Here is a 24,879-nt window from a genome sequence, read left to right as displayed (position 1 = left end):
CGGCGGCATGAGCAACGACCCCGATCAGCGGGCGAACCGACCCCGGGTACTGGTAGCGGGCGCGAGCATCGCTGGACCGGCGCTGGCTCACTGGCTGCACCGCTGGGGAGCCGAGGTGACCGTCGTCGAGCGAGCGCCCGACCTTCGGCCAGGCGGGCAGGCGGTCGACGCACGCGGCATCACCAAGACCGTCATCGAGCGGATGGGCCTCGACGCGGCGGTGCGCGCGGCGACCACCGACACCGCGGGGGCGTACTCGGTCGACGCCGAGGGGCAGATTCTGGAGACCTTCAGCGCTGAGGACGACGGTGGCGACGGCTTCATCGCGGATATCGAGATTCTGCGCGGGGATCTCTCGCAGGTGCTCTACGACGCGACGTCGAACGACGTCGAGTATCTGTTCGGGGACCGCATCGTCGAACTCGCCCAGGACACCGACGGCGTCGACGTCGTGTTCGCGGGCGGTGACCGGCGGCGCTTCGAGCTCGTCGTGGGGACCGACGGGCTGCACTCGGCACTGCGGGCCATGGTCTTCGGGCCGCACGAGGAGTTCCTCCATCACCTCGGCCACGTACTGGCCTTCTACAGCGTGCCCAATGAATTCGGACTCGACCGCTGGCTGCTCGAATATCAGGATCATGAGACGGGACGCGCAGCGCTGGTGCGGCCCATCCAGGATGCGACGCGGGCGATGGCGATGTTCTGCTTCGCCTCACCCGAGTTCGACGTCGACTATCGCGACGTCGAAGCGCAGAAGGCGCTCGTTCGCGAGCGCGTCGCGGGGCTCGGCTGGCGGACGCCGGAGATTCTCGCTCACCTGGACGACTCATCGGACTTCTTCCTTGACCAGGTCGCCCAGGTGGTGATGGATCGGTGGTCGAGCGGGCGGGTGGCGTTGCTCGGGGATGCGGCGTTCTGTTCGTCGCCGATGTCGGGGCAGGGCACCGGACTCGCGCTGGTGGGCGCCTACGTGCTCGCCGGTGAACTGGCCGCCGCCGACTGGAACCCAGCCGTCGCGTTCGGTCGCTACGAAGAGAAGATGCGGCCATTCGTCGAGGCCAACCAGGAGATCGGGCGGTTGAACGCGCGCAGTCGCGACGTCGGGGGCACTGCCGCGGAGCCCGTTCCAGACTTCACCGGCGAGTGGTTCGCCGAGCTGATCGACCGTGCCATCAACGGCGTCGAACTGCCCGATTACGTGGGCGTCACCGACGGCGGTCCCAATCCGCTGATTGAGCCGGCGCGAGTCGAAGTAACGAGCGTCCCGAGGTCTGCGGACTGAGTGAGCGCGGTGAGTCGAAATCGATTGCGGCACCGGGGGTTTCGACTCGGCTTCGCCTCGCTCAACCAGCGGGATGGGCTTCGCCTCGCTAGCCAGCGGACGGGAGCCGCGCACCTCGGCTGGGACCGGCGGGTCATCCCACCAACGAGTGCACGTATCTGATCTTCTCCAACACCGGGCCGGCGAGGATGAAGGGGTATAGATCCGGTAGGCCCATCGAGCGGTTGATCTGGTTCAGCGACCAGGTCAACGGCAGCCACCATTCGATGATCTGATCGAATCCGATGTCGCCGGACAGGTCGCTGTCGAGCGTCGACCCGGCGGGCGCGAACGCGAATGCGGCAGCGGTGTCGAGGGTGTCGCGGATGTGCAGGTAGTGGGCGAATGTCTCGGCGAAGTCCTCGGCGGGATGCATCGTCGCGTACGACGACACGTATTCGTCCCACCACCCCTCCGGCGCACCCTGGCTGTAGTGCTTGTCCAGCGCGGCCTGATAGTCGGCGTCGGGATCACCGAACAGCTCGGTAAACCCTTTGCGCCGTTCATCGTCGATCAGCACCGACTGATAGTAGTGGCCGATCTCGTGCCGGAAATGACCGAGCACCGTACGGTACGGCTCGGCGAGTTCGACGCGCATCTGCTCGCGGTGCACGTCGTCGCCCTCGGCGAGATCGAGGGTGATCACGCCGTCCGCGTGTCCCGTCACCACCGGCTCCAACCTGCTCGACAACAAGTCGAACGCGAGACCGGACTCTGGTTCGGATAGCCGCGACACGATCGGCAAGCCGAGTTCGGTGAGCTCGAAGACCAAACGCCGCTTGGCCGTTTCGGCTTCGCCGTACGCTGCCAGAGCGTCGGTGTCGTCGTCGGACGGACGAGTACGCGTCAGCCGACAGGATTCGCACAGTCCGTCGGGCGCGTCGTCGTCGGTGAGCCAGTTACATTGGGCCACAGTGAAATTCGCACACCGCCCGACGCTGACATCGTCGACGACGGCCCGCGCGTCGTCGTCGAGCACCAGAATGTTGCGCTCGGCGAGAGAGAACCCCAACGGACTCTCGCAGTGCAGGCACAAACTGTTCTCGAAGGACAAACGCTGACCACAGGACTTGCATCGGAAGTCACGCACGCTCTACACCATAATGAATTCGCGCCGTTTCGCCAGCGGAGCGCTCGCCGGGCGGGTCGGCGTGGGACACACCCCAGCTACGAAAGTCGCTCCGGCGCAGGTCGATCGAGCCGTGAGCGGTTGGTCCGGTGACTGGGGTCATGGCCGGGCGCGGCGTCGAGCACTACCCTGGCCAGCATGGTTATGGCAGATCGACCCGAAGTGAAGACGGCCTCGACGCCGGTGACGGCGCTCACCGTGATCGGTCTGGGACAGTCGCTGCTCAACGGCTTGGCGACGATTCCGTTTCGCCAACCGTGGAACGGACCGGCGGGCCTGCTCGACAACGTCGGGCAGTCGGTGACCCGGCAGGTGGTGCGCTCGTTCATGGGCTATGCGATGGGTCTGCCGATCGAGGAGTTCCGGTCGATGGAGAAGATCCTCGACGAGATCTGCCGGGTCGTGATGCCACCGTTCATCGGCGTCGCCGACGACGTCGAGATCACCGACGACGTCGTCGGGGGCGTGCCGGGCATCTGGTGCCGCGCGAAGGCGAGTTCGGACCGCCACGTCGACGCCGACTGCGACAAGGCCGCCATCAACGCGACGATGCTGTACCTGCACGGCGGAGGCTACATCGGCACGTCGCCGATCATGTACTCGGCGTTCGCGGCGTCACTGGTCAAGATCACCGGACACGAGGTGTTCATCGCCGACTACCGGATGGCGCCGGAATTCCCCTTTCCCGCAGCCGTTTTCGACGCCGCCGATGTCTACCGGGGACTGCTCGACCGTGGCGTCGATCCTGCCCACCTCGTCGTCGCGGGTGATTCGGGCGGCGGCGGCCTGGCGACGTCGCTGATCTCGCTGCTGCGTTCGCGGTCGATGCCCGCGCCTGCCGCGCTGGCACTGTTCTCCCCCGAGGTGGATCTGGCTCTCGACCAGCCGTCGGTGCTCGACAACGCTCCGCATGACATCCTGCCGTGGAGCGTTCCCGTCACGCCGTACCTGCAGGGGGTCTCCCCCGTCGACGCCCGAGTGTCGGCCGCATATTCCGACCCCGATCCCGAATGGTTTCCACCTACCTTCGTCTGTTGGGGCGCCGACGAGATGTTTCGCGACAGCATCCGGGAGTTCGTCGAACACCTGGAGAAGGCAGGCGTGCAGGTCTACGCCATGGAGGAGTACGGGATGTTCCACGTCTTCCCCATCTTGATGCCGTGGGCCGAGTCGTCGAAACGGGTGTTCCGGGCGCTGCACGAACTGTCCCGGGATCATGTCGAACCCGACGCCGACGCCGAGGCCACGCACTGAGCGACGCGCACCGGCGCCCTCGGTAGCATCAGCCCGCATGGACGACCACGACCTTCCGCCGCTCCAGGAAGAACCGGAAGAAACGCCGTACCGTCCGTCGACGCAACAGTGGCTTGCCGTCGGAGTCATCGCGGCCGGGGGCGCCGGTTTTGTGCTCTACCTCTACTTCAAGGACCACGGACTCGGGCAATCAGCAGCGCTGTATATCGGCATCCCGCTGGTCATCGCCGTGGTGATCACGCTGTCGGCGCCACCGAAATCCGCTGCGGGAACGGCGATCAAGGTGACGACGCTGCTGTTGTTGCTCGCGGTTCCGCTGCTCGGCGAGGGTGCGTGCTGTGTGCTGATGGCGGCGCCGATCTTCTATCTGGTCGTCTACGTCGGCGCTCGATGCGCCGATTCATGGCGGGCTAAGAGAAGCGGTCGGCCGCCAGGCGCACTCGCCGTCGTGGTTCCGCTGCTGCTGGTCACACTGGCACTCGAGGGCACGACGCCCGTCCTCACGCCACCGGGCGCCGCGGCGTCGACGGCGTCCCGCGTCATCGATCTGCCCGCGTCACAAGTCGCTGCGGCACTGGCGCGTCCGCTGCGGTTCGATGTTCCACGCGGCGGCATACTCGCGATCGGCTTCCCGACGCCGCGCGACGACTCCGGCGGACTCGACGTCGGCGCCGTCCGCCGAATCACCTTCGACGGCGCGCATCATCGGAGCGGCCCAGTCGTGCAACATCATTGGGGCACCGCAGCGAGCACGCTCACCTTACGAGTCGTCGCCCGGACGCCGTCGTCGGCGACATTCACCGCGGAGTCGGACACCACGCCGATCGCAACGTGGCTGCGCTGGAACAGGATTGACGTGAGTTGGACGGCCGTCGACGCGCGGCGCACCGAGCTGCGGTGGACGGTTCACTACACGCGACTGCTGTCACCGTCGTGGTACTTCGGACCTATCGAGCGGTTCGTCACGTGGCGGGCCGCCGACTACCTCATCCGGACCGTCGACGTCGACGGCGAGCGGGCCGGTCGGCACGCGACCGTCGACTGATGCCGGTGATCGGTCACCTCGACGCGGGGATCGTGCGCGCGCTGATCGTGCTGGTGCCGGTCGGCACCGCGGCGGGATTGTGGTTGGTGTGCAACGACATCCGACGCCGGGCGGCGGCGGTACTGGCGCTGATCTGGAGCGGCGTCGCCCTGCTGACGGTGAACGTGCTCGCCGTCGGCGTCGGCTGGTGGTCGTTCGGCACCGCGGGACCGTCGATCCTGGGTGTGCCGGTCGACCTTCTGCTGGGTTGGGCCGTACTGTGGTCGCTGGTCCCGGTCCTGGCCAGCCGGTGGATCGACCCGCGCTACACGGTGATCGGGCTGGTGCTGCTCGACGTGTACGCGATGCCGACGTTGGGTCCCGCGGTGCGATTGCGCGATGACTGGTGGTGGGGTGAAGCACTCGCGGTCGCCGTCTGCCTCGTACCCGGCGTCGTACTGGCGGATCTGACGGTTCGTCGACGGCGGCTGAGGGTTCGGGTGTGCCTGCAGGTCGTGCTGTTCACCGCGGTGCTCTTCGTCGCGATCCCCCTCGTGTGCGTCGAACTGTGGCGGCGCAGCGGGCTTCTCGCACCAACCGATTGGCGTCTGCACGTCGGTGGACCGGTCGACGTCGTCGTGGTTCAGCTCGCCGGAGTCGTCGCGATGGTCGCCCTGGCCGCGGTTGTCGAGTTCGCGCGGGCCGGCGGTACCCCCTGGCCGTGGGATCCGCCGTCGCACCTGGTGACGTCGGGTCCGTACGCCTACGTCAGCAATCCGATGCAGTTGTGCGGCACGCTACTCCTGGTACTGACGGGTGTGGTGACGTCGATTCCGCTGATGTATGCGGCGGCTGTGGTGGCGATGGCATTTTCGGCCGGGTTGGCGGCGCTCGTCGAAGACGATGCACTCGGTGGTCGGTTCGGTGCGGACTGGGCCGAGTACCGCGCATCGGTGCGACCGTGGTTGCCGCGGTGGCGACCGGTGCGATTCGGCGCGCCCGCACGGCTGTTCGTCGCACGCGGCTGCGATCCGTGCAGTGAGCTCGGCTCCTGGATCGCGGCTCGCGATCCGGTCGGGATGGAGATCGTCGACGCGCAGACGTATCCGACGCGGCTGCGTCGCCTGCGGTATGCCGCACCCGACGGCGTCGAACTCGACGGCGTCCGCGCTCTGGCCGCCGCGTTCGCACACCTCGGCCTCGGCTGGGCCGTCGCCGGATGGGTCATCGGCGCGCCCGGGATCGGGCAGGTCGTGCAGGTGTTCGTCGACGCGTGCGGCGGTGGACCGCGGTGAAGGTGCGGCATCCGCGCGTCCAGTTCAGCGCAGCGGCAGCATCATTGCGAACATCTCGGTGAGATGGTCGGCGAGCGCGGACCCGGGGGCGCTGAGCCAGCGTTCGTGTGCGGCCATCGATCCGGCGATGAAGGCGTGCGCCAACGCGATCGGGTAGGCATCGGCGGGAGTCTCGCCCCGGCGTCGAGCCGCGAAGTCGGCGACCACTGCGCGCCACTGGACGTAGACGCCGTTGGCGTGTGCGGCGACGGCGGGCACCGACAGAATGAGCTGAGTACGTTGACGGACCCATTCGGTCTCCCCGACGCCATAACTGAGTGACGAGATATACGCCGGCCCAACGATGTCGGAGGGTCGGACAGCCGGATCGGATGCGTCGAGCAGGGCGGCGAAACGCGTCAGCTCCGCATTCGACTCCACCCACACGACGTCGGCCTTCGTCGAGAAGTAGCGAAAGAACGTCCGCCTGCTCACTCCGACGGCCGACGCGATGTCCTCGACGCTGGTCTGATCGAATCCCCGACTCAGAAACAGGCGCTGAGCCGCCGCCGCTATCGCGTGGGCACTCGTCGTCGCGGGTCGCCCACCGCGGTCGACGTCACGGAGCACGCTATCTGTGGGCATTCTCACATGATCGCACTCGCGTTCTTGCGGATAGCAATTCTCTCGGAAAATCATCGAACGCTATTGAGTCGAGAGGGTCGCGGTCATCTCCGCGGCGAGCAGCGCGCTCATGTGAGCGGCTACGCGATCGGCGTCGGCCGTCAACCCGGTGAAGATCTCGAAGGCGTCGAGCGCCTGCCCGACGGTCATCCCGTCACCGCTGACGGTCCGGGCACCGATGGCGCGGGCGGTCCGGAGCAACTCCGTCTCGACCGGGCGATACACGACGTCGGCGACCCACATGTCGTCGCGCAGCAACGCGGTGTCGAATGCGGTACCCGGATGGTGTGCCATCCCCATCGGCGTCGCATTGATGACACCGTCGGATTCTTTGAGGGCTACCGCGATTCCATCGAGGCCGTCGGCGTCGATGTCGCGGTCGGGGAATCGGTTGCGCAGGCTGTCGCGCAGGCTACGTGCGCGTGCCGCATCGGCGTCGATGATCGTGAAACGCTGCGCTCCGCTGTGCAGGGTCGCGTGCGCCACCGCTGAGCCGGCGCCGCCTGCGCCGATCTGTGTGACCGAGCCGGGATCGATTCCGCCCAGTCCGGCGGTCAGGTTGCGAGCGAATCCCGTGCAGTCGGTGTTGTAGCCGGTCAGCTTGCCGTCGGTGATCTTGACGGTGTTGACCGCACCGAGGGTTGCGGCGGTGTCGTCGAGGTCGTCGAGCATTCCGATGACCGACTGTTTGACCGGAAAAGTGATGTTGAGACCGTCGAAGCCCAGTTCGACAGCCGAGGTCACCAGGCGCCGCAGACTGTCGGGTCCACCGCGTTCGTCGAGGTCGAGGATGCGGTACACGAGACCGACGCCTTGCGCACGTCCTTCGCCCTCGTGCAGCAACGGCGTGAGTGATCGGGTGATACCCGATCCGATCAGGCCGCACAGGTACGTCCGCGGAACGGGAAAACTGTAGGACATCGGTAGCTCCAGCTTTTAACTATCTAGTGAGTTATGGCAACGGTAACATGCTGAGGCAGCACTAAGGCAAGGCTTCGCCAGCGATCGACACCCAGGAGCGCCATGACCGCCGACAAACCCAAACGCTCACGCGATCCCGAGGGGACCAAACGCGACATCCTCGCCGTCGCGACCAGGGAATTCGCCGAGAAGGGCCTCGACGGTGCGCGAATAGACGAGATCGCGGAGAAGACGGCGACCACCAAGCGCATGATCTACTACTACTTCGGCGACAAGGACGCGCTGTATCGAACCGTTCTCACGAATGCCTATCAGGAGATCCGCATCGAGGAATCGCGGATCGACGTCGAGCACCTTCCGCCCGCCGAGGCGTTGCGCGCCATCGCCGAGGTGACCTTCGACCATCACGAGCGCCACCCCGACTTCATTCGGCTGGTCAGCGTCGAGAACATGCAGCGCGGCAAGAACATCGCGGGTATCGACGGACTCGCCGATTCGCAGCAGCCGGCCCTCGACGCCCTGGCGGGCATTCTCGCCCGGGGTCGGTCCACCGGTGAGTTCCGCGACGACGTCACTCCCCTTGACCTGCATATTCTCATCAGTTCGTATTGCGTGTTCCGGGTCGCGAACCGGGACACGTTCCGTGCGCTGTTCCAGACCGACCTGCTCGGCGACGATCAGCGCGATCACCTGCGGCGGATGCTCGGCGACGCCGTCGTCGCCTACGTCCGCCAGCCGTATGTCTTCTGACGGTCCGTCGGAAATTTTTTAACTAACTAGTTCAAACACTATTGACCCGGGCCTGTGACCTCGGTTACGTTCATGTCTACGCACCGCCCCGAACTGCGTATCAGGACGACCAAGGATCACCAATGACGATGACAAACTCCGACGTCGAGTCGCCGACCTACGACGGCGACTCGGCAAAGGCAAAGCAGGCCGCCAAGGCCGCGTTCTTCGGCAGCATGCTGGAGTACTACGACTTCTACATCTTCGCCTCGGCCGCGGCCCTGGTCTTTCCGACAGTATTCTTCGCAGGCTCCAAGAACCCGCTGATGCTGTCGCTGGCGACATTCGGCATCTCCTACGTCGCCCGCCCGATCGGCGCCTTCGTCCTCGGTCACTTCGGGGACCGCGCCGGACGCAAACGTGTGATGATGTTCTGCCTGGTCCTGATGGGTGTCGTGACCTTCGCGGTCGGCTGTCTGCCCTCGCGCGAAGCCATGGGGTGGGTCGGGCCGGCGCTGCTGATCCTGCTGCGCGTCGGCCAGGGAATCTCGGCGGCCGGCGAGCAATCCGGAGCGGGTTCGTTGACGCTGGAACACTCCCCGATGGCTCGTCGCGGCTTCTTCTGCAGCTGGACTCTCACCGGCACCCAGGCCGGCTTCATCGTCGCCAGCCTCGCGTTCATTCCGGTCGCCGCAATGCCCGACCATCTGCTGTACACCTGGGGCTGGCGCATTCCGTTCTGGTGCAGTTTCCTCGTCCTGGTAGTCGCCTACGTCGTGCGCCGCAAGCTGGAAGAGCCGGAGATCTTCATCGCCAACACAGCCGACGACGCCGAGAAGGCGGAGCCGATGCCCTTCGTGACACTGTTCCGCTATCACTGGCGCGACGTGCTGCGCGTCATCGTCTGCGCGTTCATCGCGGTGGTCAGCACCGTCTTCGCCGTCTTCGGCCTCGCTTTCGCCACATCACCGGAGGTCGGGATCAGCCGCACGACGATGCTGTGGGTAGCGATCGCCGCGAACGCCGTCGCCCTCGTCTCGCAGCCGCTCTACGGCGCGCTGTCCGACCGGATCGGCCGCAAACCGGTCTTCATCGGCGGCGCCCTCACCGCCGCCGTCGGGGTGTTCGCCTACTTCGGTGCGATCGGCACCGGAAACGTCGGAGCGATCTTCGCCGCCGCGATCGTGCTGATGGCCGGCTTCTACGGTGCGACCAACGCCGTCTGGCCGGTGTTCTACGCCGAGATGTTCTCCTCCAAGGTCCGCTACTCGGGCATGGCGATCGGCACTCAGATCGGCTTCGCCCTGGCCGGTTTCGCCCCGACGATCGCGACCGCACTGCGCGGCGACGACGTCAAGAACTGGTTGCCCGTCGCCATCTTCACCGCCTGCTGCACGCTGCTTGCGGCGGCGTCGGCTGCCACGGCACCCGAACGGTTCAAGACGACGCTCGACGAACTCGACAACCGCGAGATCGCCGCGCACCGGTAGTCCCGCACGTCCGACCCGACGGCCCAGGTCCGACATCATTTGGTGTCGGACCTGGGCCGTTGCGTTCGGACTTGGGACCGGCGTGGTGGTCAGGCGGGCTGGGCGGCGATCCGGACGGCGGCGTTGGCGTCACCGAACCCGCGGTAGCCGCCGACGCGTTGCACCACCTCGAAGAAGAGGTCCGCACCCAGCGTCGGGGTGAACAGATGAAAGAACTCGCCGTCGGCGTCGCGGTCGTAGAGGATCCCCGACGCCGCCATCTGCGCGAGCAGCTCACCGGGCAGCCCGAATCGCGCCGCGAGGTCGTCGTAGTAATTCGACGGGATCGGCAACGCGGTGAACCCACGCCGACGCATCGCGGCCGCGGCGGTGAAGATGTCGTCGCAGGAGAACGCCACGTGTCCGATTCCGCCGCGTCGAGCGGTGCCGAACGTCGACGCCGCGAGGCCGGTCACCATACCCAGGGTCAGCCGGAACGGCGTCGACGATCCCGCCGGTGCGATCACCGAACGGTTGCGCATCAGCCCGACGGCGTCGGTGATGTCGGGTTCGTCGTGCGGCTCCATGCCGAAGACCGACCGCAGCAGTAGGATCACCGAATCCCATTCGTCGTCGGGGACGGCGATGCCGACATGGTCGACGCCGGTGAGCACCGGCACCGACGTCGCCGTACGTACGCCCGGGACCGGCACGAACGCGGCCCCCCAGGACGCCGCGCTGCTGGGCGCGCGCACGTCGACCGACGTCGTGCCGGTCACTTCCACGCGGGCGACGGCGTCGTCGGGTTCGACGCCGGGTAGCCCGACGCTGTCGGCGGGCACGGCCAACGCGTGTGCTCGCCGCGCCCACGACGCGGGGTCGTCGGAGCGGATGCCGATCTGCGTGAGTGCGGGCAGATGCGCGGGCAGCCCGGGTGCGGTCCAGACCGTTCCCGGCGACGCATCGACGACGACGGTCAACTGCCCCTGACGCCATAACTGCAGGTCGTAGTCGCGATGCCGACCCGCTGGAACGAATCCGAGCGCGCCGAGCACGGACTGCAGCGTCGACGATTTTCCCGGTCCCGCCGCGATGCGGACGGACACGACGTCGCCCAGCGGCTCGACGTCGGGCGCGGTGAAGAGGTCGTCGCCGACGCAGTGTGCGCTGTCCTGCAGGAATCGCAGCGATCGCAGACCGTCGCGCGCGGTGCGGACCGGGTCGCCGGCCCGGAAGGTGTCGTTGAAGATCTCCAGCGACCACGGGCCGCGGTAGCCGCTCGACTGCAGCGCGACGGCGAATCGCCGCAGGTCGAACGACCCCTGTCCGGGGAAGTTGCGGTGGTGCCGACTCCACTGCAGCACATCCATCGCCATCGCCGGCGAGTCGGCCCACTGGACGAAGAAGATCTTGTCGCCGGGGATGTCGGCGATCCGATCGGGGTCGTCGCCGCGCGAGAGCACATGAAAGCTGTCCAGGCAGAGCCCGAGGGAGGGATGATCGACGGCGCGCACGATCTCCCACGAGTGCCAATAGGTGTTCACGTGCGTTCCCCAGGCGAGAGCCTCGTAGGCGAGTCGGATCCCGCGCCGCTGCGCTCGTTCGGCGAGTGTCCGCAGCTGGGTGACCAGTACGGCGTCGTCGCGGACCGCGGTGGGCAGCGGCGACGAGCACACCAGCATCAGGTCGCAGCCCAGTCCGCTCATGACGTCGAATTTCGCCTCCGCGCGAGCGAGGTTGCGCTCGAACTGAGCGGGATCTGTCGAGTCGACGTCCCGGAACGGCTGGTAGAGGTCGATCGTCAGCCCCAGCGTCCTGGCCCGCTCGCGGATCTGTGTCGCCGACAGCGGCGATGCCACGAGGTCGGGCTCGAACACCTCGACGCCGTCGAATCCCGCCGCTGCGACGGCGTCGAGTTTCTCCGCCAGCGTCCCGGACAGGCACACCGTCGCGATCGACGTCGCGACGCCGCTCATCGGGTGATCTTCGCGGCGAGGTAGTCGACGGCGAGCGCATATCCGGCCACACCGAGACCCGCGATGACCCCGTCGACGACCGGCGTCAAATATGACTGATGCCGAAACTCTTCACGGGCATGGATGTTGCTGATGTGGACTTCGACGACCGGGCACTCGACGGTGACCACGGCGTCGCGGAGCACTATCGACGTGTGCGCTAGGCCGCCCGGGTTGATCACGATTCCGGCGGCGCTGCGGCGCGCCTCGTGGATCCAGTCGATCAGCAGTCCTTCATGGTTGGACTGCCGGGCGGTGACGGTCAGGCCGAACTTCTTCGCCCGGCGTCGACACAGTTCGACGACGCCGTCGAGCGTGTCATGCCCGTACACCTGCGGCTGTCGGGTCCCGAGCAGGTTGAGATTGGGGCCGTTGAGCACGAGGATGTCGCCGGACATGAGAGCTCCTAATGTACGAACTGGTTAATTCAATACCAGCGTACGTCAGGACCACGTCCGGCGAAAGTTGCCCGGACTAGCGAATTGTCGCGGCCGAATGGTCTGAGGAGCCGCGGCGGGAGACACGCCTTAGAGAAATACGCCGCCTGACGGTGCGCCGTCGCTCGCCACGGCCGAGTAGGCCGCAGCGATCAGGCTCGGATCGGGTCCTTCCAGTCGTGCCGGCTTGGCCAGACCGTCGAGCACGACGAACCGAAGCACACCCGCGCGGTTCTTCTTGTCACCGGCCATCGTCTCCAGCAACTGCGGCAACGCATCGGCGTCGTAGCTGGTCGGCAGTCCGACGAGTTCCAGGATGCTGCGGTGTCGGTCGGCGGTGGCGTCGTCGAGGCGGCCGGCCAGGCGCGCGAGTTCGGCGGCGAACACCAAGCCGACCGAGACGGCCGCGCCGTGACGCCACTTGTACCGCTCGCGACGTTCAATGGCGTGACCCAGCGTGTGACCGTAGTTGAGGATCTCGCGCAACGACGATTCCTTCAGATCCGCCGACACGACGTCGGCCTTGACCTGGACGGAACGTCGGATGAGTTCGGGTAGCACGGTGCCGCTGGTATCGAGGGCAGCGACCGGATCGGCCTCGATGAGGTCGAGGATCACCGGGTCGGCGATGAAACCGGTCTTGATGATCTCCGCCATGCCGGCGATCACCTCGTTGCGCGGGACCGTCTCCAACGTTGCGATGTCGATGAGCACGGCGTCGGGCTCATGGAACGAGCCGACGAGATTCTTGCCGGCGTCGGTGTTGATGCCGGTCTTGCCGCCGACCGCGGCGTCGACCATGGCGAGCAGCGTCGTCGGGATGTGGATGACACCGATGCCTCGCATCCAGGTCGCGGCGACGAACCCGGCGAGGTCGGTTGCCGCACCGCCGCCGAGTGAGATCACCTTGTCGTTGCGCTTGAGGCCGATCCGCCCGAAAACCTCCCAGCAGAAGGCGGCTACCGTCAGATCCTTGCCCGCCTCGGCGTCCGGGATCTCGATCCGGTGGGCGTCGAAACCCTTGCCCGCCAGGAATTCTCGTACCGCTTCGGCGGTCTGCAGCAGTGGCGGCTGGTACAGAATGGCGATCGAGTCGGCGCCCGCGGCGGCGGCGGCGACGTCGTCGAGCAGCCCGCGTCCGATGAGCACGTCATAGGGCGAGCCCGCGTTGACGGTGATGGATACCGGTTCGGTCATGGACGATCTCCTTCGGTTCAGCTCGCCTGCGGCAGGCCGCTGATGATCATGGCGGCGACGTCGGCGGGCAGTGCGCTCGCGTCGACGGTCTGCGTCGCGATGCCGCTGTACACCGCGAGTCGACCGGCGAGCAGTTCGGCGTAGCGTGCGCCCGGGTCGGCCGACGCCAACAGGGGCCGGTCGGATCCGGCGACGCGGGAAAACCCTTGCTCGGCAGTGATTTTCAAGTACACCACGTGGTGCCCGGACAGGGCGTCGACGATCTTGGGGTTGGTGATCGATCCACCGCCGAGGGCGATCACACCGTCGTGCGTGGCGAGGACGTCGAGCACCGTGTCCACCTCGAGCGCGCGGAAGGCGGCCTCGCCGTCGTTGGTGAAGATGTCGGCGATGGTGCGTCCTTCGCGGCGCTCCAACTCGGTGTCGGTGTCGATGAACTCTACGTCGAGAAGACGCGAAAGTTCTTGTCCGACAGTAGATTTTCCGGATCCCATGAATCCGGTGAGTACGACGGCCGGGGTCATGGGCGCGGTGGACGGGCAGCGATGTGCGCGCGGTAGCGAGCCACGTTGTCAGCGGTCTCGCCCGCCGAGTCGCCGCCGAACTTCTCCAGGGCCGCCTGGGCGACGACGAGCGCGACCATCGCCTCGGCGACCACGCCCGCGGCAGGTACGGCGCAGACGTCGGAGCGCTGGTGGATCGCGACGGCCGTCTCGCCGGTGGCCATGTCGATAGTCGACAGTGCCTTGGGCACCGTCGAGATCGGCTTCATCGCAATGCGGACACGGATCGACTCGCCGTTGGTCATGCCGCCCTCGAGGCCGCCGGCACGGTTGGTCGAGCGGAGCACGCCGTCGGGTCCGGGAATCATCTCGTCGTGGGCCTGGCTGCCGCGGCGGCGGGCCGTGGCGAAACCGTCGCCCACCTCGACGCCCTTGATCGCCTGGATGCCCATCAGCGCGCCGGCGAGGCGCGCGTCGAGGCGGGTCTCACCGCTGACGTGCGAGCCGAGTCCGACGGGGACGCCTGTGGCGACCACCTCGACCACGCCGCCGAGCGTGTCGCCGTCCTTCTTCGCCGCTTCGATCTGCGCGATCATGTCGGCTTCGGCGGCGGCGTCGAATGCGCGGACTGGACTGGCGTCGATGGCCTCGATGTCGTCGATGGTCGGAGGCAAACCCTCGTACGGCGCACTGGCACCGATGGAGACGACGTGCGAGACGATCTCGATCCCAAGGACTTGACGCAGAAAGTTGCGAGCGACGGTGCCCGCTGCCACGCGGGCCGCGGTCTCGCGGGCGCTGGCCCGCTCAAGGACCGGCCGGGCGTCGTCGAAGTCGTATTTCAGCATGCCGGAATAGTCGGCGTGGCCGGGGCGCGGTCGGGTCAACGGCGCGTTGCGGGCGCTGCCTTCGAGCTCGGCGGCATCGATCGGGTCGGCCGACATGACCTGCTCCCACTTGGGCCATTCGGTGTTGCCGATCTCGATGGCGACCGGGCCACCCTGGGTGAGGCCGTGACGCAGACCGCCGATGACGGTGACCTTGTCGGCTTCGAACTTCATCCGGGCGCCGCGCCCGTAGCCGAGGCGGCGTCGGGCCAATTGTTCGGCGATGTCGGACGAGGTGACTCGCACCCCGGCGACCATACCTTCGACCATCGCCATCAGGGCGGGGCCATGGGATTCTCCGGCAGTTATCCAACGCAACACAATGCTCAATTGTTCCATGCTCGGCGTCGACGACCCGCATCAGCCTCCCGCGGCCCACACCAGCACCGCCGCACCGGACAGCGCAGGACCGTGCGGCGATGCCCGGGATGTGTGCGATCTCACATGCCAAGCGACAGTGGTGATCTGCGCGAGAAGTACCGCCGACAGCGCTGCGATCGGATCCGCCGACATCCCGCCGAGGACGAATGCCAACTTCACGTCGCCCGCGCCGACGTGGTTGAGCGCAAAACCCGCGAGGTACGGCGTCGTAGCAATGACGGCGGAGAGGAGGATCGCGGGGTCGTCGATGCTCGACGCCGCGACCGCGACGACCGCGGGCACGAGCCACCGATTGGGCAGTCGTCCGCAGCGCGCGTCGCTCCCGGCGAGCGCGAGCAGCCAGAACGCGACGACGACGTCGAAAGACTCCCCCATGGGCTGATTGTGGCGCCCGAGAGGCAGTGGTTGAGCAGATGTTCGGGATCTGTGGACTCGCGGCGTCGGTGTGGACAACGTCGGGCTTGACGAGCGGCTGATTGCAATCTGCCCGCTCAGCGGCGGCGAGGGGCCGGCTCCCTCGGCGGGAGTGTCGGGGCGGAATGCAATCTGCGGTGGGGCGCTGGCTGATTGCAATCTGCCCGCTCAGCAGTGGCGAGGGGCCGGCTCCCTCGGCGGGGGTCGTCGGGGCGGAATGCAATCTGCCGTGTGGGTGCTGGCTGATTGCAATCTGCTCGCTCAGCGGTGGCGAGGGGCCCGCTCCCTCGGCAGGAGTGTCGGGGCGGAATGCAATCTGCCCACACCAATGTGCAGCCGAAAGGGCGCTCTTCGGTAGGGGTGTCGACGACGCCCGAAAATGGGATCGGGGCGGCGTGGCGGCCGAGCCGCTAGGCGAGGACGACACGCCCGGGGTCCCTGTTCTGCCCATTTTCGGGGGTCAACGACGCCCCAGCCGCAGCGCGTCAACGCAAGCAAACACATTGGGTACCTTGGTATTTCGGCTTACGTGCCCCTCGTTACACCGAAGCTCGTTCCTCGCTTCGGCACTCGGGGAGCGAAAATGACACGCGAGCGGGGCAGTACTCGGGCGGCTAGACGACCCTTCCCCTCACTCCTGCAGCGCGGCGGCCATCGCTTCCCGCGGGGCGGGCAGGCCGGTGAACAGCTCCACTTGTCGGTATGCCTGGTTGAGGAGCATGACCAGCCCCCCGACTACGCGGCCTCCGGCGGCGTCGACGGCGGAGGCGAGGGGCGTCGGCCAGGGGGCGTAGATGACGTCGACGACTTTGCCGGCCCGCGGGGCGATCGACGCGGCGAGTGGGGTCGCTCCGTCGGCGGGAACCGTCGAAACGGTCACCTCGGCGGCGTCGACCGCGGCGGTCAGTTCCTCTGACGGCGCGAACGGGAGGTACGTCGCCTCGATGCCGAGTTGTTCCGCGACGTCGAAGGTTCGCTGGGCACGGGTTCGGTCGCGGGCGACGATGGCGACCTCACGCGCGCCGGCCCCGGCGAGCGCGCAGAGCGTCGGCAGTGCGGTGCCGCCCGCGCCGATCACCACGGCGCGCGCAGTGGCGGTGAGATCGGCTCCGACCTCACGTAGGGCGCCGGTCATTCCGTCGATGTCGGTGCAGTCGGCGAACCATCCCGATTCGGTCCGCACCAGTGTGTTCGCCGATCCGACGAGTGCCGCTCGTTCGGAGACCTCGGAGGCGCATTCGAGCGCGGCGAACTTGCCCGGCATCGTCACCGACAGCCCGACATACGAGTCGTCGAGGTCGGCGACGAGCCCCGGCAACTGGTCGGCGTCGCATTCGATGCGCTCGTAGGTCCAGTCGGCCAATCCGAGCGCGGCGTAGGCGGCGCGATGCAGGTCGGGTGAACGGGAATGCCCGATGGGCTTTCCGAGAACCGCCGCTTTTCGGGCGCTCAACTGCATCCGACCGTCAAGAATTTGTTCGCGCACGCCTTCTCACGATTCTTCTTGTGCTCGTCGAAACTGGCCGCGAACAATGTGGTGCCCTCTTTGTCGACGGTGATGAAGTATTTCCAGTCGCCGACCGCGGGATGCTCGATCGCTTCGAGAGCCTTCTGCCCGACCGACGCGATCGGCGATGGCGGCAGGCCCTTCACCCGGTAGGTATTCCATTTGTTGTCGGCTTTATACGCATCGCCGTGTACATCGATATTCGTGATTGCGGCCGTATAATTCGCGGTGGAATCCATTTCGAGCCGTTGCCCGTCTTTCAGGCGGTTCAAAATGACCCGGGCGACTTTCGCGAAATCGTCGGGATGGCTGACCTCACGTTCGACCACCGACGCCGCGGTCAGCGTCTCGTACGGACTCAGACCGGATTCGTTGGCGCTGAGCAGGCCCCACTGTTCGTAGCGGCGCGCGCTGTCGGTGATCAGCGTGCGCAGGATGTCGGTCGCCGACGCCGAGGGGTCCACGGTCTCCCAGGTCCCGGGAGCGATCAGCCCCTCGATCCGACGGTGATCGCCGTCGAGTGCGGTGACCTCGGTTTTCGCCCACTGCGGGATGCCGAGTTGATCGACCGTGGCTTCGGCGGCGGCCTTCGACAGCGCGTCGGACGTCACGCCGACGGGTGTACCGTTGATCGTGGTCGACGTCGCTTCGGCGATCAATTCGAAAATACCCGGGGTCACCTTGCCGTCGATTCCGGTCTTCGAATCGAGCTGGACGCCTTCGGGAATCACCACCCGGCCCACTCGGTACGTCATCTGCGAGTCGTCCAGCATTTGTACTGCTTTGGCGGCTGGAATCTCGGTGCGCAGTTTGTAGATACCGGCGGCCAGGGTCTTACCGTCGGCCGCCCGGGTGAATGCCTTCACGCTTCCGACGACGTGTTTGTCGGTGAGAATCTGCCCGAAATCGCGCAGCGTCGAATTATCGGGGATCGTTACCAGCACATCACCGGTACCATTGGCATTCGAATAGTCGCTCGCGCCGACGACTCCGAGGAAACGCAGGCCGAAGTATCCGATTCCGCCGACCATCGCCAACAGACATACGACGACGACAGCGAGAACGATGCTGCGACGCCGACGCCGCGCGGCGCTCCCATCGTCACGATGATCGTTGTCGTCGAAGGGATACACCGGGTCGTCGGTGTCTTCGACTTCGGAATACGCCTGGTGGGTGACTGACGGCTGCCCCACCGAAGCTTCGTCGACGCCGGATTCCCGGGGAAACTCCCGCTGCCACTCGCTGAGTTCGTCGGCGACCGTGTCATCGTGGGTACCGGCCCGACTCCGGTCGAGTGCGGCCGCCTCGTCGACGGCGGTGTCGTCGAGCGGCTCGTCGGTGGTCTCGTCGTCGACTGCCGGCCCCTCGACGGCCGGCACGTCGACTGGACGCGACTGCGCAACGGTTTCCCTGCCCGACGGCACGTGCCGTCGGATGTTCGGCTCCCCCGGTCCCTCGTCTTGCGCAGGTTCAGGCTCACGCGAGGCGTAGCGGCGTCCCGGCTCCACGCGCTGGGGAAGCACTCGACCGGTGCCCTCGTCGACGACGTCGTCGACCAGCGGGACCTCGCCGGTGAACCAGATGGGTACTGTCGTGTCCCCCTCCAGTCGCCGTCGGCGATGCCGGGTGTTGGAACGGGCCGGATCCACCTCGGTGAAATACCGGCGCCGGTCGGCGTCGTCGGCGCTGCCACCACGATGGCGGCTGCGCGAGCGATCCGACCCTTCATCTGAATTCACCGTGTGATCACCGACAAGGAAAACAATTCACTATCGCCCATCACATTCTGCGGTGTTCGAAGTCTAACCACCCCTGAAGAATAGCGACTGCCGCTGCTTGATCAATCACCGAGCGTGCCGATTTCGCAGAAACACCCGCCGATCTCAGCGCTCGCGACGCACTCGCGGTGGTCATCCGTTCATCGAAATACTCGACGGGAACAGGGGAAATACGCTCCGCAATGGCGTCGCCGAACTCGCGAACCGCATCAGCGGCGAACGATTCCTTACCCGCGAGATTGCGCGGGAGTCCGACAATCACGCCGATCGCCTCATATTCGGCGACGAGGTCGGCGATACGGTCGAGATCGGTTCCCCGGGCCTTGCCCTTGGCCCGTTGCACCGTCTCGACCGGTGTCGCGAGGATTCCGTCGGGATCACACATCGCGATCCCGATCCGTACGGTCCCGACGTCGACTCCCAGTCGCCGCCCCCGGGTCCAGTCGTCTGTCACTTCGCCGCGCCGGCCAGCTGCGCGACCCGGGCGAGCGCATCGTCGATGCCCGCGACGTCGGAGCCGGATCCCTGCGCGAGGTCGGGTTTGCCGCCGCCGCGCCCGCCGACGATCGGCGCGATCTCCTTCACGACGTCACCGGCCTTGAGTCCGGCTTTGCGCGCGGCGTCAGTCGTGGCGACGGCGAACGGCACCTTCACCTCGCCGGGTACCCCGGTGACGGAGAACAGCACGACGATCGCGGGACGGTCGCCGACCTTCGCACGCAGGTCGGTCGCCAGCCCGCGCAATCCGTTGCCGTCGAGCCCGTCGGCGACGCGACCGGCGACGACCAGCGTGTCCCCGACGGTCACGGCAGCGTCGATGAGGCCCGACGCCGCTGCGCCGGCCGCCTCGGCCTTCATCTTCTCGATCTGCTTCTCCGCCTCACGCAGCTTGGTGACCAGCAGTTCCACGCGGTCGGGCACCTCGGCCGAGGGCACCTTGAGCGACGACGCCAGCCCGGCCAGCAAAGCGCGCTCCTTCGATAGGTACCGGAACGAATCCATTCCGACGTACGCCTCGACGCGGCGCACACCCGAGCCGACCGACGACTCACCGACGACGGTGACCGGACCGATCTGCGCCGACGACGCCACGTGGGTACCGCCGCACAGTTCCATCGAGAACGGTCCGCCGATGTCGACGACGCGCACGACGTCGCCGTAATTCTCGCCGAAGAGCGCCATCGCGCCCATCGCCTTCGCCTCCGCCAGACCCGTTTCGAAGGTCCGCACCGGATAGTTGGCCTCGACGGCGGCGTTGGCGATCTCCTCGATCTCGGTACGCTGCGACTCCGACAGCGGTTTGCCCGAGTGGAAGTCGAAGCGCAGGTAACCGGGCCGGTTCAGTGATCCGGCCTGCGTCGCCGACGGTCCGAGGACCTGACGCAACGCGGCGTGCACCATGTGCGTGCCGGAGTGGCCCTGGGTGGATCCGTGACGCCAGGAAGCGTCGACGGCGGCGATCACCTCGTCGCCTTCGGCGATCTCACCCTCGTCGACGACGACCTTGTGCAGCCACACCGACTTGGCGACCTTCTGCACGTCGGTGACGCGCAGGCGCACGCCCGACCCGGTGGTGATCGATCCGATGTCGGCGATCTGGCCACCGGATTCGGCGTACAGCGGCGAGCGGTCGAGGATCACGTCGAGTTCGTCGCCGACGCCCGCGTGCGTGACTCGCCTGCCGTCGGTGACCAGACCGAGGACCCGCGCGTCGGAGACGAGTTCGTCGAATCCGGTGAACTCGGTGGGTCCGCGGTCGACGAACTCGCGGTACACCGACAGATCGGCGTGCCCGGACTTGCGCGCGGTGGCATCGGCTTTGGCACGCTTGCGCTGCTGCGACATCAGCTCGGCGAATCCATCGCGGTCGACGGTGAGCCCGGCCTCCGACGCCATCTCCAGTGTGAGATCGATCGGGAAGCCGTAGGTGTCGTGCAGGGCGAACGCGTCGGCGCCGCTGATCTGCGTGCGCGACGCCTTCTTGGTGGCGTCGGCGGCGTCGGTGAAGAGCTTCGACCCGGCGACCAGGGTCGTCGAGAACGCGCTCTCCTCCCCGACTGCGACGGTGAGGATGTGCTCGCGCTGCTCGTTGAGCACGGGATATGCCGGCGACATGACGTCGATGGCGACCGAGACGAACTCGCGCATGGTCGGCTGCGTGGCTCCGAGCAGACGTACCGATCGGACGATGCGGCGCAGCAGGCGGCGCAGCACGTATCCGCGGCCGTCGTTCGACGGCAGCACGCCGTCGCTGATGAGCATCGCCGCGGTGCGGGTGTGATCGGCGATGACTCGGAAACGCACGTCGTCGTCGTGATCGGCGCCATAGGGTTTGCCGGTCAGCGACGCGGCGATGTCGATGATGGGTTTGAGCAGATCGGTCTCGTAGACATTGTCGACGCCCTGCAGGATGCAGGCGACACGTTCGATGCCCATGCCGGTATCGATGTTCTTCTTCGGCAGCGGCCCGAGGATCGCGTAGTCGTCCTTGCTGGTGCCCTCGCCGCGTTCGTTCTGCATGAACACGAGATTCCAGATCTCGATGTAGCGATCCTCGTCGGCTTCCGGGCCGCCTTCGACGCCGTAGCCGGGGCCGCGGTCGTAGAAGATCTCCGAGCAGGGGCCGCACGGTCCGGGCACACCCATCGACCAGTAGTTGTCGGCCATGCCGCGACGCTGGATCCGCTCGGCCGGCACGCCGATCTCGTCGCGCCAGATGGCGAACGCCTCGTCGTCGTCGAGAAAGACTGTGGGCCAAAGCTTTTGCGGATCAATGCCGTAGCCGCCGGCGTCGACGGCGTCGGTCAGCAGGCTCCAGGCGAAACCGATCGCCTCGCGTTTGAAGTAGTCCCCGAACGAGAAGTTGCCCGCCATCTGGAAGAAGGTGTTGTGGCGGGTGGTGATGCCCACCTCCTCGATGTCGAGGGTGCGCACGCATTTCTGCACGCTGGTCGCGCGGTCGAACGGGGGATTCTGGGCGCCCAGGAAGTACGGCTTGAACGGCACCATGCCCGCGTTGACGAACAGCAGGTTGGGGTCGTCGAGGATCAACGACGCGCTGGGCACCTCGGTGTGGCCGGCGCGGATGAAGTGATCCAGAAATCGCTTGCGGATTTCATGCGTTTGCACTCTGGGTGTCCTTCGTGGGTTCGAGAGTCGAGACAATCAAGCCTACCGCCGGAGGATTCGACGCCGGGTCGCGACCTCAGCGCCGTCGGCGCACGATCGCCCGCAGCCGTGGCAATCGCTTGGCCAACTGTTGCTCGAATCCACGTTCGGTCGGCTGGTAGTAGTCGGCGCCGACGAGCTCGTCTGGCGGATACTGTTGCGGCAGTACACCATCCGGGTCGTCGTGCGGGTACCGGTAGCCGACTGCGTTGCCGAGTTTGCGAGCACCCGCATAGTGACCATCGCGCAGATGCGGCGGAACCGCACCTGATTTTCCGGCCGCGACGTCGGCCATCGCCGCGCCGAGCGCGGCGGTCACCGCTCCCGACTTGGGCGCCGTCGCCAGGTGAATCGTGGCCTGCGCCAACGCCAACTGGGCTTCGGGCATACCTACGAGCGCGACCACCTGACCGGCGGCGACGGCCGTCTGCAGCGCCATCGGATCGGCGAGACCGACGTCCTCGGACGCGTGAATCATCAATCGGCGCGCGATGAACCGCGGGTCCTCCCCCGCGGTGATCATCCGCGCGAGGTAGTGCAGGGCGGCGTCGACGTCGGAGCCGCGGATCGACTTGATGAAGGCGCTGGTGATGTCGTAGTGCTGGTCGCCGTCGCGGTCGTACCGCACGGCCGCCCGGTCGATCGCCTGCTCGACGTCGGCGATGCCGACGACCGGCACCTCACCGCCGGGGTCGCCGGCCGCGGGGTCGTCGAGGTAGGGCGCGGTGCTGGCCTCCAACGCGGTGAGCGCGCGCCGGGCGTCGCCGCCGGCTACCGCGACCAGGTGCTCGAGTGCCTCGTCGCTGAGCGAGATCGCGCCGTTCAATCCGCGCGGGCTGGCGATCGCCCGGGCGATCACCTCACGAATGTCCTTGTCCGACAACGACTGCAATCGCAGCACGAGTGATCGCGACAGCAGCGGCGCCACCACCGAGAAAGACGGATTCTCCGTCGTGGCCGCGACCAGCAGCACGATCCGGTTCTCCACGGCGTCGAGCAGGGCGTCCTGCTGCGTCTTGGAGAAGCGGTGCACTTCGTCGATGAACAACACGGTCTGCTGGCCGTTGATCAGTCGGCGACGGGCGACGTCGATCACCGCACGCACCTCTTTGACCCCCGCGGACAACGCCGACAGCGCCTCGAAGCGGCCGCCGGTGGCTCGCGAGATGAGCGATGCCATGGTGGTCTTACCGGTACCCGGCGGCCCGTAGAGCAGCACCGATGCCGCTCCCGACCCGGCGATCAACCGACGCAGCGGTGATCCCGGCGTCAGCAGATGTTCCTGCCCGATGAGGTCGTCGAGGGACTGTGGTCGCATCCGAACCGCCAACGGCGCCGACGACGCGTCGGGCGGACCCAGGGTCGTCGACGACGACGGCACGGGGTCACCAGGAGGATCGAAGAGTGTGTCCATCGCGCGGGGTCGGGCCGGTCAGCTCAACCAGGCGCGCTGCAGCGCCACGGCGAGCTCCGACGAGAAACTCGCCAGCTGCGCGTCACCGGCTCGCGAAGCGGCGTCGGCGAGGTCGGTCCAGCGGGCGATGATCACCCGTGGGTCGTTGCTGTGCAGCGCCCAGTCGTGGGACAGGACCGACGCGGGATCTTCGACGAGTTCACCGTCGCCGTCGACGGCGAGACCGTCGTGCCCCGCGCCGGGCAGCATCCACACCGTCGACAGCCACGACCACAGCACCCAGGCGGTGAACAGCCTGGTGTGCAGTTCGGCGTCGTTGCTCAGTCGGGGCCAGATGCCCTCGACCTCCGAGCGCCACGCGTCGATCAACGCTGATTCCAGGTCGGCGCGACGGGCCAGATTCACTCGTGACAGATGCTGGCCGAAGGTAGCGACCGCATAGGCGATGTCGAGGGTGGCGTCGCGGAAGCCGCCCCACTCGTAGTCCATGAACTGCACGCCCGCGTCGTTGAGCATGATGTTCTCCGGCCCGACGTCGGACGGGCTGAACGCGCGATGCTCACCGCCGGTGAACAGGTCGCAGCCGGCGTCGAGCATGCGCGCGACCGAGTCGGTGAGTTCGACGCCGAGCCCGGCCGCCGCCGACGCCGCGGAGTCGGTCGCGTGACGAGCCCACCGCTCCCCGACGTCGACGCTCACGCCGATTTTCGCGTTGCCGCGCCGGAGCAGCGCCGAGAAGTCTTCCTCGCCGCCGAGGGTCGCCGCATGCATCCGTCCGAGTGCCTGACCCCAGGCCGAGACGGCCCGCGAGGTGGCGACGACGTCGTTGCCGGCCAGCAGATCCTTCATCGATTGGCCGGTGCCGAGATCGGACAGCACGAGTACCCGGCGGTCGTAGTCGGAGGCGATCAACTGCGGTCCCGGCCGCGACTCGTTGGGCAACGCGGTGACGTACTGATACGACACCACCTCACGTCGAAACGAACGAGGATCCTCATGTGCGGGAAGCGATTTGATCACGAGCGTACGATCCATCGACACCGGGTTCTGCGCCACCCGGGCGCGTACCACGGTGGTGCGTCCGCTGCCGCCGAGATCCTCGGCGTCGGCGAGCGTCACCGGAGCCCCCGCGCGCATGGACAGCAGTCGCTCGGCCGCATCTACCGCGCCCGACAGGTGCGTGTCAGCAAGAACAGTCATCAATGTCCAACCTACCCAAGTTGTAGGTGCAACCGTAACGCCGGAAGGTCACGGTTAGGTTGCTGACCGTTTGGACAGATGTATAGCTCGGGCGCTGTATCTGCTGCAGCAGGAGTCAAGGACAGCAGCGAACATCGTCAAGCAGCAGGACCTGTGGCCCGTTGGGTTCTTCG

The 24,879-nt window shown here is 66.9% G+C and carries 21 protein-coding genes; 6 read left to right on the top strand and 15 right to left on the bottom strand.

Translation table 11 applies throughout. The features are described 5' to 3' along the window. The first annotated feature begins 7 nt into the window (after window positions 1-7). Complete coding sequence (locus HH308_RS17520; RefSeq protein WP_170195523.1) at window positions 8-1,282, top strand: FAD-dependent monooxygenase; 1,275 nt, start codon at window positions 8-10, stop codon at window positions 1,280-1,282. Window positions 1,283-1,415: 133 nt separating this feature from the next. Here the strand turns inward: HH308_RS17520 and HH308_RS17515 are convergent, their stop codons facing one another. Beyond that, the gene (locus tag HH308_RS17515; protein WP_170195522.1) at window positions 1,416-2,411 is read right to left on the bottom strand and encodes a zinc-binding metallopeptidase family protein; all 996 of its coding nucleotides are present in this window, start codon (window positions 2,409-2,411) and stop codon (window positions 1,416-1,418) included. Between the two features lie 177 nt (window positions 2,412-2,588). On the opposite strand from HH308_RS17515, the gene HH308_RS17510 reads away from it, so the two are divergent. Genes HH308_RS17510 through HH308_RS17500 form a run of 3 tightly spaced genes read left to right on the top strand, consistent with a single transcriptional unit; the run spans window position 2,589 to window position 6,023 of the window. Next, complete coding sequence (locus HH308_RS17510; RefSeq protein WP_170195521.1) at window positions 2,589-3,704, top strand: alpha/beta hydrolase; 1,116 nt, start codon at window positions 2,589-2,591, stop codon at window positions 3,702-3,704. A 37-nt stretch (window positions 3,705-3,741) separates the two neighbouring features. Then, window positions 3,742-4,749, top strand: coding sequence for a hypothetical protein (locus tag HH308_RS17505; protein WP_170195520.1), 1,008 nt, complete (start codon window positions 3,742-3,744; stop codon window positions 4,747-4,749). Further along, window positions 4,749-6,023 (top strand): methyltransferase family protein, encoded by a 1,275-nt coding sequence (locus HH308_RS17500; RefSeq protein WP_170195519.1) that lies wholly within the window; start codon window positions 4,749-4,751, stop codon window positions 6,021-6,023. Before HH308_RS17505 ends, HH308_RS17500 begins: the two co-directional genes overlap by 1 nt. A gap of 24 nt (window positions 6,024-6,047) precedes the next feature. Here the strand turns inward: HH308_RS17500 and HH308_RS17495 are convergent, their stop codons facing one another. After that, entirely contained in the window at window positions 6,048-6,647 is a 600-nt protein-coding gene (locus tag HH308_RS17495) for an acyl-CoA-like ligand-binding transcription factor (protein WP_170195518.1), read from the bottom strand. Window positions 6,648-6,707: 60 nt separating this feature from the next. After that, the gene (locus tag HH308_RS17490; protein WP_170195517.1) at window positions 6,708-7,607 is read right to left on the bottom strand and encodes a shikimate dehydrogenase; all 900 of its coding nucleotides are present in this window, start codon (window positions 7,605-7,607) and stop codon (window positions 6,708-6,710) included. Window positions 7,608-7,709: 102 nt separating this feature from the next. Here HH308_RS17490 and HH308_RS17485 point away from each other — a divergent pair, with 102 nt between their 5' ends. Both HH308_RS17485 and HH308_RS17480 read left to right on the top strand, forming a co-directional pair. Next, window positions 7,710-8,357, top strand: coding sequence for a TetR/AcrR family transcriptional regulator (locus HH308_RS17485; RefSeq protein ID WP_170195516.1), 648 nt, complete (start codon window positions 7,710-7,712; stop codon window positions 8,355-8,357). A gap of 122 nt (window positions 8,358-8,479) precedes the next feature. Then, the gene (locus HH308_RS17480; RefSeq protein ID WP_170195515.1) at window positions 8,480-9,826 is read left to right on the top strand and encodes an MFS transporter; all 1,347 of its coding nucleotides are present in this window, start codon (window positions 8,480-8,482) and stop codon (window positions 9,824-9,826) included. An 89-nt stretch (window positions 9,827-9,915) separates the two neighbouring features. On the opposite strand, the gene HH308_RS17475 is transcribed toward HH308_RS17480, so the two are convergent. From HH308_RS17475 to HH308_RS17420, 12 genes are all read right to left on the bottom strand, one after another. Further along, window positions 9,916-11,781, bottom strand: a complete 1,866-nt coding sequence (locus HH308_RS17475; protein ID WP_170195514.1) for a bifunctional sugar phosphate isomerase/epimerase/4-hydroxyphenylpyruvate dioxygenase family protein — start codon at window positions 11,779-11,781, stop codon at window positions 9,916-9,918. After that, the gene (gene aroQ, locus HH308_RS17470; protein WP_170195513.1) at window positions 11,778-12,218 is read right to left on the bottom strand and encodes a type II 3-dehydroquinate dehydratase; all 441 of its coding nucleotides are present in this window, start codon (window positions 12,216-12,218) and stop codon (window positions 11,778-11,780) included. The genes HH308_RS17475 and aroQ overlap by 4 nt, the downstream gene beginning before the upstream one ends. A gap of 129 nt (window positions 12,219-12,347) precedes the next feature. Continuing rightward, the gene (gene aroB, locus HH308_RS17465) at window positions 12,348-13,454 is read right to left on the bottom strand and encodes a 3-dehydroquinate synthase (protein WP_170195512.1); all 1,107 of its coding nucleotides are present in this window, start codon (window positions 13,452-13,454) and stop codon (window positions 12,348-12,350) included. A gap of 17 nt (window positions 13,455-13,471) precedes the next feature. Beyond that, the gene (locus HH308_RS17460) at window positions 13,472-13,978 is read right to left on the bottom strand and encodes a shikimate kinase (RefSeq protein ID WP_170195511.1); all 507 of its coding nucleotides are present in this window, start codon (window positions 13,976-13,978) and stop codon (window positions 13,472-13,474) included. After that, entirely contained in the window at window positions 13,975-15,183 is a 1,209-nt protein-coding gene (gene aroC, locus HH308_RS17455) for a chorismate synthase (RefSeq protein WP_170195510.1), read from the bottom strand. The genes HH308_RS17460 and aroC overlap by 4 nt, the downstream gene beginning before the upstream one ends. Window positions 15,184-15,204: 21 nt before the next feature. Beyond that, on the bottom strand, window positions 15,205-15,600 hold the full coding sequence (locus HH308_RS17450; RefSeq protein WP_170195509.1) for a prepilin peptidase: 396 nt from the start codon (window positions 15,598-15,600) through the stop codon (window positions 15,205-15,207). 670 nt (window positions 15,601-16,270) lie between these two features. Next, window positions 16,271-17,098 carry a shikimate dehydrogenase gene (locus HH308_RS17445; RefSeq protein ID WP_170195594.1) on the bottom strand — a complete coding sequence of 276 codons (828 nt, stop codon included), beginning with the start codon at window positions 17,096-17,098 and terminating at the stop codon, window positions 16,271-16,273. Further along, on the bottom strand, window positions 17,089-18,885 hold the full coding sequence (gene mltG, locus HH308_RS17440) for an endolytic transglycosylase MltG (RefSeq protein ID WP_312870669.1): 1,797 nt from the start codon (window positions 18,883-18,885) through the stop codon (window positions 17,089-17,091). The genes HH308_RS17445 and mltG overlap by 10 nt, the downstream gene beginning before the upstream one ends. Window positions 18,886-18,925: 40 nt before the next feature. Then, window positions 18,926-19,378, bottom strand: coding sequence for a Holliday junction resolvase RuvX (ruvX, locus tag HH308_RS17435; RefSeq protein ID WP_170195508.1), 453 nt, complete (start codon window positions 19,376-19,378; stop codon window positions 18,926-18,928). Next, window positions 19,375-22,053 carry an alanine--tRNA ligase gene (gene alaS / locus HH308_RS17430; protein WP_170195507.1) on the bottom strand — a complete coding sequence of 893 codons (2,679 nt, stop codon included), beginning with the start codon at window positions 22,051-22,053 and terminating at the stop codon, window positions 19,375-19,377. Before alaS ends, ruvX begins: the two co-directional genes overlap by 4 nt. Before the next feature lie 76 nt (window positions 22,054-22,129). After that, window positions 22,130-23,506, bottom strand: coding sequence for a replication-associated recombination protein A (locus tag HH308_RS17425; protein WP_170195506.1), 1,377 nt, complete (start codon window positions 23,504-23,506; stop codon window positions 22,130-22,132). Window positions 23,507-23,524: 18 nt separating this feature from the next. Then, window positions 23,525-24,706 (bottom strand): phosphotransferase, encoded by a 1,182-nt coding sequence (locus HH308_RS17420; protein ID WP_170195505.1) that lies wholly within the window; start codon window positions 24,704-24,706, stop codon window positions 23,525-23,527. Window positions 24,707-24,879: the final 173 nt, after the last annotated feature.

This window comes from Gordonia asplenii, from assembly GCF_012933505.1.
In the GTDB taxonomy this organism is placed as follows: domain Bacteria; phylum Actinomycetota; class Actinomycetes; order Mycobacteriales; family Mycobacteriaceae; genus Gordonia; species Gordonia asplenii.
Note: the sequence above shows the minus strand (reverse complement) of the source record. Positions and strands in the feature narration are given on the sequence as shown.